Below are 12,909 nucleotides of genomic sequence, written 5' to 3'. Positions count from 1 at the left end.
TTTTGGTGGAGCCAAGGGGGATCGAACCCCTGACCTCATCGCTGCCAGCGATGCGCTCTCCCAGCTGAGCTATGGCCCCATGATGCATGCCCAAGAACCGAATTCCATATGTATTTCGCTTCTTTAATTCCCGGAGGCGACTTTTATATAATACAAAAGATCGCCTCTGGTGTCAACACTTTTTATAAAATGATTGTTCAGCCCTCCAAATCCCCGGTATTGCGGGACAGCAGGCCCTTCAATTCCTTCATAAACATGTTGATGTCCTTGAACTGCCGGTACACGGATGCGAAGCGGACGTAAGCCACTTCATCCACCGGATACAGCTGTTCCATAACCAGCTCGCCGATCTGCCGGCTTTCGATCTCCGCCAAGGCGATGCCGCGCAGCGACTTCTCGACCTCGGATACGATGGACTCCAGGCGTTCCATGGAGACAGGACGTTTCTCACAGGCGCGGATGAGCCCGCGCAAAATTTTGTCGCGGCTGAACTCCTCGCGGCTTCCGTCTTTTTTGATGACGATCAGAGGGGTTTCTTCAATCATTTCAAAGGTGGTAAACCTTCGGCTGCAGCGCTCGCATTCCCGCCTGCGCCGGATGGACTTGTTCTCGTTCGCCGAACGTGAGTCAAGCACCTTGGTGCTTGTATGGTCGCAGTATGGACATTTCATTGACGGCGTGCTCCTTCCTGATTCTAATTTCCAAAAAACACCGAAAAATTGTTGTTATGAAGCGGGCATGTCCGGCACATAATACTGTTACCAACCGATAGGAGGTGAACAACAATGGCACAAAGCAGTAACTCTAATAACCTTGTCGTTTCTAACGCCCGCGGTGCCTTGGAACAACTGAAATACGAGGTTGCCCAAGAATTGGGCATCACGCTGTCCCCGGACGGATACCAAGGCAATAAAACTTCTTACGAAAACGGTTCGATCGGTGGTTACATCACTAAACGTCTTGTAACCTTGGCCGAACAACAACTGGCAGGTCAATTCGTAAAATAACCTGCCCCCATATGCTTGCCTAAGAAGTGTTAAGCGGTTCATTGCCGCTTAATGCTTCTTTTTTGCACTAAAATTCGCTGTAAATTTCCGTATATTGCTCGTAATAATAAATAACGCGCTGCACGTAATGACGGGTTTCGCCGATCGGGATATTTTTCACGGCCGCTTCGGTTCCATCCCAGGAGCCTTCGCTCAACCAGCGCTGCACATTGCCCGGGCCGGCATTATAAGCCGCGATGACCGCCGTACGGTTTCCGTCAAACTGTTTGGACAGGGAAGACAAATACCAGGTGCCCAGCTCGATGTTGGCCGAAGGTTCTTTCTTCAGCTCGTCCAGCGAAACATCGGGCAGCTTGGCCTTCTGCAAGGCCCATTTTGCCGTATCGGGCATGAGCTGCATGAGGCCGAGGGCTCCTTTTTTCGACTCGCGCCCGGTTTTGTAATTGGTTTCTACTTTGATGATCGCGGCAACCAGGAACGGATCCATATCGTACGTCAGGCTGTGCTTGCGGATTTCCGTCTTATAATGTATCGGATAAAACCAGGACATCCAGTTCGTGCTTAAGAATAAAATTGCGGTAAAGCCGATAAACAGCAGAAGCAGCACTCTTTTTTTACGCAGCCATTTCATCATAAGCCCAGCCTGTCCCACAGCTCGTCAACCTGGTCCTTGGTATCTTCCGGACTGCCGCTGTTGTCGATGACAAAGGTGGCTCTGCGCCGCTTCTCTTCAATGTCCATCTGCGCTTTCAACCGGCTCTCCGCCTGCACTTCCGTCATCCCGTTACGCGCCATCAACCGCTCCCGCTGCACTTCGCGCGGAACGTACACCACGGCTATCCGCTCGAACAGGTTGTCCAGCTCCGACTCATAAAGCAGAGGAATATCCACGAGGGTCAGCCGCCGCGGATCTTCCTCTTCCAGCGCATGCATACGGGCCTTGATCTCCTTGCGGATCGCGGGATGCGTAATGGCGTTCAGCGCCTGAAGCGCCTCCTTGTCGGCGAATACGATCTCCCCCAGCTTCGCCCGGTTCAGCGAACCGTCCGGCTGCAGAATCCCCTCGCCGAAACGCTTCACGGCAGCGTCAAGCACCGGATGTCCGGGGAGCATCACTTCTCTGGCAATGATGTCGGCATCGACGAGACGTGCTCCCTTGTTCACAAACCATGCGGACACGGTGCTTTTTCCGGAGGCAATGCCTCCGGTCAAGCCCATAATCATGACCTCACCTCACAACAGCTTCATTATACCCATTACAATCAATAATAACGCCGGCAGCGCGGCGGCATGCTTCATCAGATAATTTCCCGACAATTTCAAACCCGTTTTCATACCCAGCAATAAAAAAGTACCGCTGAACAGCGCAATGACCAGCGCCGTCGGCACCGGGCTGAAGCCCAGCAGCGCTGCACCTAGACCGGCCCCGAAGGCGTCCAGCGAAAGCGCAATGCCGAGTACCATCGCTTCCATGGGCGAAATGCTTCCCGAAGCGTCCAGGTCGGCCGAAGACGGCGTACGCAGGATTTGGATAACAACGCCGAGATGACGCAGCTCCAGCGAAAAGACCGCCGCTTTGAGCGAATCCTCGGACGCTGCCTCAGCGATGGCCTCAGGCTCCTGTACCGCCTTTATGTCTTCATCGCATTGTGCATCATCCTGCACGCCTGCTTCCTTGCGTTCCTTCTCCTTCTGCGTCAGCATCTGGTACAGGGACCAGCAGCCCATCAGGACCAGAATCACCGCGCCGACCGTCGAAGCGGCATCCGGGGACACCACCTTGGCCAGAAGCACTCCAACCTGCATCGATACGCAGATTACAACACCTGAGCATAGCGAGATGATGAGTACGGATAACAGCGGTATTTTCATCTGCCTGAGTCCATATGTAATGCCTACACCAAAACCGTCCAAGCTCAAAGCAAACGCCAACAGTAACAGCGATAACAATGGGCTGAGCACCCTAGATCCCTCCCGCTCAAAGAACCGGCGGCCGGGCGGGGATTCCCGCCTCTTGAGCTTTCGTCTGCGCCGGATTCAGCATTCTTCAAACAGTATATGGGCGGGACAACTTGTGGGTGTCTGGTTTATTCAAGGCATTACCGGTACGTCAGATTCCGGCGGGCGGAACGGGCTGGCAGACCGGACAATAATGGGTACCCCGGCCGCCGACGACGGTCTTCTCGATCATCGTTCCGCATACAGTACAAGGCTCGCCGCTACGGCCGTATACCAGCAGCTGATGCTGATAGTTTCCGCTTTCGCCTTGGCCGTTCACGTAAGATTTGACGGAGGAGCCGCCAACCTTTACCGATTCGCTTAAGGTCGCAACAATCGCCGCATGCAGCCGGTCCAGCCGATCCGGGGTTATCGATTTGGCGGTTTCCTCCGGATGGATCCCGGCCCGGTGCAGCGATTCATCTACATAGATATTCCCGATGCCGACGATGTATTCCTGGTTCAGCAAAAGCGGCTTGATCTTCGTCCCCTTGGCGCCGACGATTTCTTTGAACCGCTCCGCTGTAAACAAGGGGTCGAGCGGCTCCTGGCCCAGCTTCTTCAGCGGCGCCAGTTCAAGATCCTCGCCCGGCTGAAACAGGTGCATCGTACCGAATTGGCGCACATCTGTATATCTAAGCTCGGTTCCGTCCGTAAAATGAAAAATAACATGGGTGTGCTTGTCCAGCGGTTCACCGCTCGTATATAAACCGTAACGGCCCTCCATCCGTAGATGGGAGACCATGACGAGTCCATCCATAACAAACCTTAAAAACTTGCCCCGGCGCGCGATCTCAAGAATCCGCCGGCCCTCCAGCAGGACGGCAAACGCCTGGACATCGTCCGGGCGCTGGATGATCCGCGGCAGCCGGACAGTAACGCTCTGTATCTGCTTGCCTGTAATTAAAGTGTTTAATGTTCGTTTGACTGTTTCCACTTCCGGAAGTTCCGGCATGATGCATTCACCTCAACTCCATTATACCGGAAACATTCCCTATGCGAGAGGCTATTTTGCCTCATACCAGTTACTTCCATAACTTACCTCTGCTTTTAGCGGAACGCTGAGCTTCAAGGCGCCTTCCATCACTTCGGGAAGCAGCTTCTTCATAAGGTCCATTTCTTCTTCCGGTACTTCAAAGACAAGTTCGTCGTGCACCTGCAGCAGCATGCGGCTGCGCAGCTTGCGTTCATAAAGCGCCTTGTCCATCTGCACCATCGCCAGCTTGATAATGTCGGCGGCTGTCCCTTGGATCGGCGTGTTCATGGCGGTACGTTCGGCAAACGAACGCAGGTTGAAGTTCTTGGCATTGATCTCCGGCAAATACCGCCGGCGCTCCAACAGCGTCGTCACATAGCCCTGCTTGCGGGCTTCCTGGACGATTTCGTCCATATATCTGCGTACGCCCTGGAACACTTCAAAATACTGGTCGATGAACTGGGCTGCTTCCTTGCGGGTAATATTCAGGTTCTGTGACAAGCCGTAATCGCTGATGCCGTACACGATCCCAAAGTTTACCGCCTTGGCGGAACGGCGCATGTTGCTGTCCACCTGCTCGGCGGATACGCCGAATACATCCATCGCCGTTTTCGTATGAATATCCATGTCGTTCACGAATGCTTCCTTGAGGCGTTCGTCATCGGAGATATGCGCCAGCACCCGCAGCTCGATCTGCGAATAGTCGGCGGCGAGAATCGACCAGCCCGGTTCGGACGGCACAAACACTTTGCGGATCTTGCGCCCTTCCTCCAGGCGGATCGGAATGTTCTGCAGGTTCGGATATTGGCTGCTGAGCCGTCCCGTTGCCGCAATCGTCTGCCGGTAGAACGTGTGCACTTTGCCGGTCTCGCCGGATACTTCCTTGAGTAATCCTTCAACATACGTGGACTGAAGCTTGGCGATGGTCCGGTATTGCAGGATCAGGCGCACCACATTGTGGTATGGCGCCAGCTTCTCCAGCACTTCGGCATCGGTGGAATAGCCGGTTTTTGTTTTTTTGACAACGGGCAGGCCCAGCTTGTCGAAGAGAATCTCGCCGAGCTGCTTCGGCGAATTCAAATTGAACTCCGTGCCGCAGGTCTCGTAGATTTCCGCAACGAGCGCAGCAATCTGGGCTTCAAATTCCTTGCCTAGCTCTTTCAGATCTTCTTTGTTGACGGCGATGCCCTGCTTCTCCATATCCGCCAGGATACGGGAAAGCGGCATCTCCAGGTCATGGAACAGGCCGGCCATCCCGGTATCCCGAAGTGCCTCTTCCTGCCTGCGGACGATACCGAGAACCGCAGCGCTTTTGCGGGCGACATGCGATCCGAGCGTCCGCAGATCAGGGAGCTTGTATTTCGCTCCCTTGCCCAGCACCTCTTCATCCGGAGCCAAACGCGGCTGCCCGTATTTCGCGGCAAGGTCGTTCAAGTTCTGGTTGGCTTCCGTCGGGTCAAGCAAATAGGCGGCAAGCTGCACGTCATTCGCCGCTCCGGCGAAGGCGATGCCCTGCCAATGCAGCGCAAGGTCGGCACGATGCAGGTCGTAGCCGCTTTTTGGGGCCAGCGGGTCGCCCAGCCAGTCCAGCAGCGGCGTGGCCGCCGGTGATTTCAGCAAGGCGAACGGAATATAATAATGCTGCTGCGCCGCGGATAACCCCAGTCCGATGACTTCCGACCGGTGAGGGTTCTCTCCGCTCGTCTCCAAGTGCAGCGCGGCAATTTCAGGCAATGCAGCGATGACCGCAGGCAGATCGCCGTCCGTTTCGCAGATCACGATATCCAGCGCTGCCTCTGGGACTCCTTCTGCAGCTTCACCCGCATCGCCGGACGCTGCCGGCGTGTAAGCGCTTAGCGACAATCGCTCCAGGAGCGATTTGAATTCAAGCTTGGCCAAAGCCGGTCCGGCGGTATCTTTGTTGATGCCGCTGAAGAGCATGTCTTCCCAGGCATGCTCAAGCGGAACCTCGCGGTAGATCGTCGCCAGCTTTTTGCTCATGACGGCGCTGTCCGCATGCTCCTCCAGCTTCTCTTTCATTTTCCCCTTCAGTTCCCCGGTACCGGCCAGTACGCCTTCCACGGACCCGAACTGCTGCAGCAGCTTAAGCGCCGTCTTCTCGCCTACGCCGGGAACGCCGGGAATGTTGTCACTTGCATCGCCCATCAGGCCCTTCAGGTCGATGATCTGCTCCGGCGTCAAGTCGTATTTCTCGCGGATTTGCTGCGGGCCGTACAGTTCGACCTCGGTAACCCCTTTACGGACCAGCGCAATGGTTGTATGGTCGGAAGCAAGCTGAAGCATATCCTTATCCCCGGATACGATCATGACCTCGCGGCCCGCCTCATCCGCTTGGCGGGAAATGCTGCCGATAATGTCGTCGGCCTCATACCCGGCGATCTCGTACTGCGGTACACCCAAGTCGCGCAGCAGGTCCTTGAGCAGCGGGAATTGCTCGGAAAGCTCCGGGGGCGTCTTCTGGCGGCCGCCTTTATAGTCCTCGTAGCCTTCGTGTCTGAACGTAATTTTCCCGGCATCGAAAGCCACGATCAAATGGCTTGGTTTATGCTCTTCAATCAGTCTTAGCAGCATCGTAGTAAAGCCGTATACCGCATTCGTCTGCTGCCCGGCCGTATTGGTCAGCGGGGGCATGGCGAAGAATGCGCGGTAAATAATATTATTTCCATCGATCAGGATCAACTTGTCCACAATTAGCACCTCGCCTTTAGCTTGCTTACTTCTACCATTTTACCATATGCTCCGTGTGCGTGCTTTCCCGAAAATCCCCGCCTGCAATAACAAGAAAAACAGCAAGCCTCCGCGAAGGAAGCCTGCTGTTTCAAGTATCGGCGGAATGCCGCCGCGCTTATACCTATTACTGATTCAAATCCGGGCGTTTGCCGGTTACGAGATATACAACGCTTTCCCCGATGTTGGTTGCATGGTCGGCGATGCGTTCGATATAACGTCCTACCAGCGTCAGCAGCATGGCCTGGTTGAGGGAATCCGGCTTTTCAACCATGTGGGCATACAGCTCATTAATCGTTGCGCTGTACAGATGGTCGACTTGATCGTCGTCCTGGGCCATTTTGTAAGCCAGATCGGTGTTCTCGTCCAGATACGATTGAATCGCTTCATCGATCATGACATTGACGATTTCCGCCATCCGCGGAATGTCTACCAGCGGCTTAATCAGTTGCTGGCCTTGAATGCGCATCGTAACCTTGGCCACATCCAGCGCCAGATCGCCCATCCGCTCCAGATCGCTGGAGATTTTGAAAGCGACGATAATCCGGCGCAAATCCTTGGCGACCGGCTGCTGCGTAATGATCAGCCTCGAACCGATGTCCATAATCTTATCTTCCATGGCGTTCAGCGTTAAGTCCGCCTTTACGATTTCCTGGGCGCGTTCCGTATCCAGCGTCTGCAGCGCAACAATCGCGCCTTTCAATGCCCCTGTTACATGCTCTCCCATTTGCTGCAGCAAGCTGCGCAGCTCTTCCAGGTCTTTGTCGAATTCTTTTCTGCGAATCATTCTGCTACCGATCCTCCTCAGGTCATGTGGTCAACTTCATTTTTCCGGGGACTGGCCCTCTGCCGCCGCTTAACCGAAGCGACCGGAGATATAATCTTCCGTGCGGGCGTCTTTCGGATTGGCGAACAATTGCTCGGTATCGGCGGATTCCACGATAATTCCGTTCAGGAAAAATACGGTCTGATTCGATACACGCGCCGCCTGATGCATGTTATGCGTGACCATCACAATCGTATATTTGCTGCGCAGTTCCTGCACCAATTCCTCAATCTTCAAAGTCGACACCGGGTCAAGCGCCGATGTTGCTTCGTCCATGAGCAGGATATCCGGCTGCACGGCGAGCGCCCGGGCGATACAAAGCCGTTGCTGCTGGCCCCCGGAGAGACTAAGTGCGGATTTCTTAAGGAAATCCTTTACCTCTTCCCACAGAGCGGACTGACGCAGGCTTTGCTCTACGATCTCGTCCAATTCGGCTTTACCCCGCACTCCATGGAGGCGCGGTCCGTAAGCGATGTTGTCGTAAATGGACTTTGGAAAAGGATTCGGCTGCTGGAACACCATGCCGACCTGCTTGCGCAGGCTTTCCACCTCTACCTCGTCGCTGTAAATATTTTTGCCCCCGATCGATACCAAACCTTCGATGCGGGTGCCGGGAATCATATCGTTCATCCGGTTTAATGTACGAAGAAGCGTCGATTTGCCGCAGCCCGAAGGACCGATAAAGGCGGTAACTTGCTTTTCCGGGATTTGCAGGTCCACACTCTTCAGGGCGTGAAACGACTCGTAATAGAGATCAAGTTTCTCTATGTCTATGATGGAATTCATTAGTATATGGATACCCTCCTCAACATCTTCGTCCCCCATGATAAGTGTTCAGTGTAAATACAGTTGAAGAGAATTGTAAACGCAGTGTAAAATACTGAAAAAGAGAACACTGTCACTTAAATGACAGTTGTTCTCTTTTTGTTGACTACAAGCTTGTAGCCGACGCCGCGAATCGAATCGATATGTACCGATTCCGGGTCCAGCTCCAGCTTTTTGCGCAGTGAACTGACATGGACATCGACCGTACGCTGTCCTCCGATATAATCGAATCCCCAGACGGCGTTCATTAAGTCGTCGCGCGTCAGCACGACGCCGGGCTTGCGGGCCAAATAGAGCAGCACTTCAAACTCCTTCGGCCGCAGATTAATGCTCTGCCCGCCAAGCGAAACCTCATAACGCTCCGGATAGATTTCGAGTTGTCCAAGAATGATCGTCGAGCTGGAGGCTGCAACCTCCGGAAAGCTCTCTTCGGCGGCTCCGGAAATTCTCCGCAGCACGGCGCTGACCCGGGCCAGCAGCTCCGACACGCCAAAAGGCTTCGTGATGTAATCGTCGGCTCCGGATTTCAGTCCCCGGACAACATCCTCTTCGGTATTCTTCGCCGTAAGCACGATAACCGGCGTATGGATGCCCTGTCCCCGCAGTTTATCGAGAATATCGATTCCGTTCATGCCGGGCAGCATCAGATCCAGTACGATCAGATCAAAAGGTTCTCTAGTCGCACGGTCATATCCGGCCGTCCCATGATCCTCTACCGTCACTTCATACCCTTCCTGTGTCAGGTTGTAGGACAGAAGCCGGGCCAGTGTCGGTTCGTCTTCAATGACAAGCAATCGTTGTGCCATAGTTTCCCCCGTCTTTTAAGTTTTTATATCATTTTACAAAACATGCGGCAAGCCCATCATATCACCACAATGTTAACACGGTGTAAAATCGTTCCGACTTTCCGTTAATCCTCTTCCTGCAGCAGCGGTAGCTCAATAATGAAGGAACTTCCGATGCCCAAATCGCTTTCCACCGTGATGGTTCCCCGGTGCAGCTCCACCAGATGCTTGACGATAGACAGCCCTAGCCCAGTACCGCCTGAGCTCCGTGAACGGGCTTTGTCCACGCGGTAGAACCGTTCGAAAATCCGCGGCAAATCCTTGCGCGGAATGCCGATGCCGGTATCGCTGACGGTAAAGACCACCACTTCAGTGCCGTCTTTTTTCTGCTTGTTGACGACTGTGACTTTAACGTTGCCGCCGTCGTGGGTGTAACTGATCGCATTGGAGACAAGGTTGATGAAAATCTGCCGCAGCTTGTCTTCGTCGCCCTCAATAAACAGCTCGGGAGGCACTTTGGCGCTGAGATGGATTTTTTTCTTCTCGGCTACTTTACTTAACGTCTCCAGGAGCGAATCGAACAACTCGATCAGATGCACCGGCGAGCATTCCAGATTCACGCGTTTGTTTTCGATCTTGGATAAATCCAGGATATCTCCGATCAGACGGTTGAGGCGTTCGTTCTCATCGTAAATGATCTGGAGGAACGACCGCGCCGTCTTCTCATCGGTGACACCGCCGCCAAGCAGCGTTTCCGCAAAGCCTTTAACCGCCGCAACCGGCGTCTTCAGCTCATGGGAGACGTTGGCGACGAACTCGCTGCGCATTTTTTCAAGCCGCCGGATCTCCGTCACCTCTTGCAGCAGAAACAGCATCCCCCGGTAGGATCCGTCCTGTGCCATCGGCACGCCGTCGAGCCGGACGATCCGTTCGCCCGGGTTATAAATGCTCCGTTCATCGTGAATCGGCTCCTTGCGCGATACCCCCTCGTCAATCAGGCGCGACAGCTCATAATGATGCTTCAGCTCAGTGTAGGAATGCCCGGCGGCCTCGTTGTTCTTGACATTCAGCAGCCGCTCGGCAGCCCGGTTGAGCAGGGCAATTTCGCCTTCCGCGTTAATCATGAGGATACCGCCGGTCATGTTGTCGAGCACGCTTTGCAGCAAATCCTCGTTGTCGCGGATCGTCTTCACCTGGGCCTGGAGGCTGTCGGCCATCACGTTGATCGCAGACGCCAGCTGCCCGATTTCATCTTTGCGCTTCAGCGGCACCCGGGCGTCGTAATCCAGGTCGGTGATCCGCCTCGCGACCCGCGTAATCTGTTCCAGCGGTGAGGTCATACCCGAGGCGACCTTATAGCTGACAAAAGTAGCGGCAATAAACAGCAGCACCAGCCCGCCGGCCATGATCATCCAGGCTTTGCTGAGTCCTTTCGAAACGGCGTCGAGTCCCATAGACAGGCGGATATAGCCGTCAAAACCCTGGTCGCTGGTGACCGAGCCGGCCACGTACAGCATTTTTCGCTTCAGGGTATCGCTGTAACGGATCGCTTTGCCGAACCCTTCTTTGGCGGCCAGCACCTCTTCCTCGCGGGTAGAGTGATTGTCCATCTCCAGCGGATTTTTCTCTGAATCACCGAGTACCTTGCCGTCCCTGGCAATGAATGTGATCCGCGAATTCGTGAGGCTGGCAATACGTTTGGCCTCTGCCGTGTAATATTCAATGGCGTCCGGGCGATCCGTATCGATAAACGAAAAATTGCCGGCGAGCAAGTTTATTTCCCGGGACATGTTCTGCTCCAAGGCGGATACATGCGAATCCTTGAATAGCTTGGCCATGGTGACTCCGGCGCCGAGCATGGAGATTCCGATCAAAACCATCATGATCAGCGTCAGCCGAATGCGAAAAGGTTTCATTGTACGTGTGTCCTCTTTCTTCTCTTGTCCTTGAAACCATCCTACCGCCATTTCGGATAAAACGCTAGCTTCGGCGGCAATTATCAGCGCAGTGTAAAATGACGGGCAGATGTTTGCATAACGTTAACATTCCCAATCGGCCTATATGGTGAAAAAAGCCTCCCCCGCATGTAGCGGAGGCCGGCTGTATGGCTGAATCGCTTATTGGAATACCGGATCCCGGAATTGGGCGAGCTTGCCCAGCGAATCTTTCTCGACGTCGGCATGCAGGCTGTTGCCGTGCGAATCCATTGTGACGATGGCTGCGAATTCATTGACCTCCAGATGCCACATCGCTTCCGGAATGCCGAATTCCATAAAGTCGGCTCCGTTCACTTTTCGGATGCACTCGGCGTAATATTGCGCCGCTCCGCCGATCGCATTCAAATACACGCCGCCGTGCTCCTGGAGCGCGGCCAGCGTTTTAGGCCCCATTCCGCCTTTGCCGATGACAGCGCGGATGCCGAATTTCTTCATAATCTCGCCTTGGTACGGCTCCTCGCGGATGCTGGTCGTCGGTCCCGCCGCCTTCACATGCCAGCCCTCTTCGTCTTTCAGCATGACCGGTCCGCAGTGATAAATGACGGCTCCGTTCAGATCGACCGGGGCGTCATGGTCCATCAAATATTTGTGCAGCGCATCCCGGCCGGTATGCATCTCTCCGGAGAGAATGACGACGTCGCCGACGCGCAGGCTGCGGATGTCTTCTTCGCTGATCGGCGTCGTCAGGCGTACCTCGCGGGATTCGCCCGCATTGCCCGGTTCCGCTGGAGCGTCATGGCTGCCTGCCGCCGTGGTTTCACCGACCGAAATGCCGGTGCCTCGTTCATACAGCCATTCCTTGATCTCGCCGCTGGCGGCATCAAGCAGTACGCCCTGGCGGCGGAAAGCCCAGCAGTTATAGGCTACCGAGACGAAAAAGCTGGCAGGCAGGCGGTGCATCACCCCGATCTTGCAGCCGAGCAGCGTGACCTCGCCGCCGAACCCCATCGTACCGATGCCAAGCTGGTTCGCGTTCTCCAGAATGTACGCTTCAAGCTTCGCCAAATCCGGATTCGGATTGACGTCGTCCACCTTGCGGAACAGCTGGTGTTTGGCCAGCTCGTAGCCGGTCGTCCGGTCGCCGCCGATGCCGACGCCGATAAAACCGGCACTGCACCCTTGTCCTTGCGCCTGATACACTGCATGCAGGATGCACTTGCGGATCCCGTCCAAATCGCGGCCCGCTTTGCCCAGTCCTTCCAGCTCCGCCGGCAGGCTGTACTGGATGTTTTTATTCTCGCAGCCGCCGCCCTTGAGGATCAGCCGCACATCGACATGCTCTTCTTCCCATTGCTCAAAATGGATCACCGGGGTTCCTGCGCCGAGATTGTCGCCGCTGTTCTCGCCGGTCAGCGAATCGACGGAATTGGGGCGCAGCTTACCGGCGCGGGTCGCCTTCACGATGGCGCTGCGGATTTGCTTTTTCATCTCGATCTGATTGGCGCCAACCGGCGTATGCACGATAAACGTCGGCATCCCGGTGTCCTGGCATATCGGCGACACCTGAAGCTCGGCCATGCCGATGTTCTGGGCGATTGTCGTGAGCGCAAGGCCCGAGCGGGTGGCGCGGTCTTCGCGCGAACGCCCTTCCGCAACGGCCCGGCGGACATCTCCCGGCAAATTCGTGGAGGTCTCTACAATTAATTGATAAATGCTGTCTTCAAAATGCAACATCTTCTGCATGCACCCCTCTCAATTCTTCCAGGTTGTCAAACGCAATTCAAACGTTACAATTGTATATATCATA

At 54.9% G+C, this 12,909-nt stretch carries 12 protein-coding genes and 1 tRNA gene; 1 reads left to right on the top strand and 12 read right to left on the bottom strand.

Features of this window, described 5'->3' with window-relative positions:
* Window positions 1–3: 3 nt before the first annotated feature.
* Window positions 4–79: transfer RNA gene (locus BMW84_RS00900), tRNA-Ala, on the bottom strand.
* Between the two features lie 118 nt (window positions 80–197).
* On the bottom strand, window positions 198–671 hold the full coding sequence (nrdR, locus tag BMW84_RS00895) for a transcriptional regulator NrdR (RefSeq protein ID WP_091063399.1): 474 nt from the start codon (window positions 669–671) through the stop codon (window positions 198–200).
* Between the two features lie 114 nt (window positions 672–785).
* Here nrdR and BMW84_RS00890 point away from each other — a divergent pair, with 114 nt between their 5' ends.
* On the top strand, window positions 786–1,007 hold the full coding sequence (locus BMW84_RS00890) for an alpha/beta-type small acid-soluble spore protein (RefSeq protein ID WP_091063397.1): 222 nt from the start codon (window positions 786–788) through the stop codon (window positions 1,005–1,007).
* A gap of 67 nt (window positions 1,008–1,074) precedes the next feature.
* Here BMW84_RS00890 and BMW84_RS00885 read toward each other — a convergent pair whose 3' ends face one another.
* The 10 genes from BMW84_RS00885 to BMW84_RS00840 all read right to left on the bottom strand — a co-directional run bounded on the left by BMW84_RS00885 (window position 1,075) and on the right by BMW84_RS00840 (window position 12,836).
* Window positions 1,075–1,638, bottom strand: a complete 564-nt coding sequence (locus tag BMW84_RS00885) for a lytic transglycosylase domain-containing protein (RefSeq protein ID WP_091063394.1) — start codon at window positions 1,636–1,638, stop codon at window positions 1,075–1,077.
* Window positions 1,638–2,231, bottom strand: a complete 594-nt coding sequence (coaE, locus tag BMW84_RS00880) for a dephospho-CoA kinase (RefSeq protein WP_091063391.1) — start codon at window positions 2,229–2,231, stop codon at window positions 1,638–1,640. Before coaE ends, BMW84_RS00885 begins: the two co-directional genes overlap by 1 nt.
* A 9-nt stretch (window positions 2,232–2,240) precedes the next feature.
* Window positions 2,241–2,969, bottom strand: a complete 729-nt coding sequence (locus tag BMW84_RS00875; RefSeq protein WP_091063388.1) for a manganese efflux pump — start codon at window positions 2,967–2,969, stop codon at window positions 2,241–2,243.
* Between the two features lie 148 nt (window positions 2,970–3,117).
* On the bottom strand, window positions 3,118–3,960 hold the full coding sequence (mutM, locus tag BMW84_RS00870; protein ID WP_091063385.1) for a DNA-formamidopyrimidine glycosylase: 843 nt from the start codon (window positions 3,958–3,960) through the stop codon (window positions 3,118–3,120).
* A 51-nt stretch (window positions 3,961–4,011) separates the two neighbouring features.
* The gene (gene polA, locus BMW84_RS00865; RefSeq protein ID WP_091063382.1) at window positions 4,012–6,690 is read right to left on the bottom strand and encodes a DNA polymerase I; all 2,679 of its coding nucleotides are present in this window, start codon (window positions 6,688–6,690) and stop codon (window positions 4,012–4,014) included.
* A 166-nt stretch (window positions 6,691–6,856) separates the two neighbouring features.
* On the bottom strand, window positions 6,857–7,516 hold the full coding sequence (phoU, locus tag BMW84_RS00860; RefSeq protein ID WP_091063379.1) for a phosphate signaling complex protein PhoU: 660 nt from the start codon (window positions 7,514–7,516) through the stop codon (window positions 6,857–6,859).
* 69 nt (window positions 7,517–7,585) lie between these two features.
* On the bottom strand, window positions 7,586–8,341 hold the full coding sequence (gene pstB / locus BMW84_RS00855) for a phosphate ABC transporter ATP-binding protein PstB (RefSeq protein WP_091063376.1): 756 nt from the start codon (window positions 8,339–8,341) through the stop codon (window positions 7,586–7,588).
* A gap of 116 nt (window positions 8,342–8,457) precedes the next feature.
* On the bottom strand, window positions 8,458–9,186 hold the full coding sequence (locus BMW84_RS00850; protein WP_091063372.1) for a response regulator transcription factor: 729 nt from the start codon (window positions 9,184–9,186) through the stop codon (window positions 8,458–8,460).
* A 104-nt stretch (window positions 9,187–9,290) separates the two neighbouring features.
* The gene (gene pnpS, locus BMW84_RS00845) at window positions 9,291–11,081 is read right to left on the bottom strand and encodes a two-component system histidine kinase PnpS (protein WP_091063369.1); all 1,791 of its coding nucleotides are present in this window, start codon (window positions 11,079–11,081) and stop codon (window positions 9,291–9,293) included.
* A gap of 201 nt (window positions 11,082–11,282) precedes the next feature.
* The gene (locus BMW84_RS00840; protein WP_091067873.1) at window positions 11,283–12,836 is read right to left on the bottom strand and encodes a fumarate hydratase; all 1,554 of its coding nucleotides are present in this window, start codon (window positions 12,834–12,836) and stop codon (window positions 11,283–11,285) included.
* Window positions 12,837–12,909 lie beyond the last annotated feature (73 nt).

Origin of the sequence: Paenibacillus sp. NFR01, assembly GCF_900111565.1 — a bacterium.
In the GTDB taxonomy this organism is placed as follows: domain Bacteria; phylum Bacillota; class Bacilli; order Paenibacillales; family Paenibacillaceae; genus Paenibacillus_AQ.
Note: the sequence above shows the minus strand (reverse complement) of the source record. Positions and strands in the feature narration are given on the sequence as shown.

Bases quoted from the DNA above. Each gene is read 5' to 3' on its own strand.
- nrdR (WP_091063399.1), bottom strand. From the start codon at position 671: ATGAAATGTCCATACTGCGACCATACAAGCACCAAGGTGCTTGACTCA.
- BMW84_RS00890 (WP_091063397.1), top strand. From the start codon at position 786: ATGGCACAAAGCAGTAACTCTAATAACCTTGTCGTTTCTAACGCCCGC.
- BMW84_RS00885 (WP_091063394.1), bottom strand. From the start codon at position 1,638: ATGAAATGGCTGCGTAAAAAAAGAGTGCTGCTTCTGCTGTTTATCGGC.
- coaE (WP_091063391.1), bottom strand. From the start codon at position 2,231: ATGATTATGGGCTTGACCGGAGGCATTGCCTCCGGAAAAAGCACCGTG.
- mutM (WP_091063385.1), bottom strand. From the start codon at position 3,960: ATGCCGGAACTTCCGGAAGTGGAAACAGTCAAACGAACATTAAACACT.
- phoU (WP_091063379.1), bottom strand. From the start codon at position 7,516: ATGATTCGCAGAAAAGAATTCGACAAAGACCTGGAAGAGCTGCGCAGC.
- pstB (WP_091063376.1), bottom strand. From the start codon at position 8,341: ATGAATTCCATCATAGACATAGAGAAACTTGATCTCTATTACGAGTCG.
- BMW84_RS00850 (WP_091063372.1), bottom strand. From the start codon at position 9,186: ATGGCACAACGATTGCTTGTCATTGAAGACGAACCGACACTGGCCCGG.
- pnpS (WP_091063369.1), bottom strand. From the start codon at position 11,081: ATGAAACCTTTTCGCATTCGGCTGACGCTGATCATGATGGTTTTGATC.
- BMW84_RS00840 (WP_091067873.1), bottom strand. From the start codon at position 12,836: ATGTTGCATTTTGAAGACAGCATTTATCAATTAATTGTAGAGACCTCC.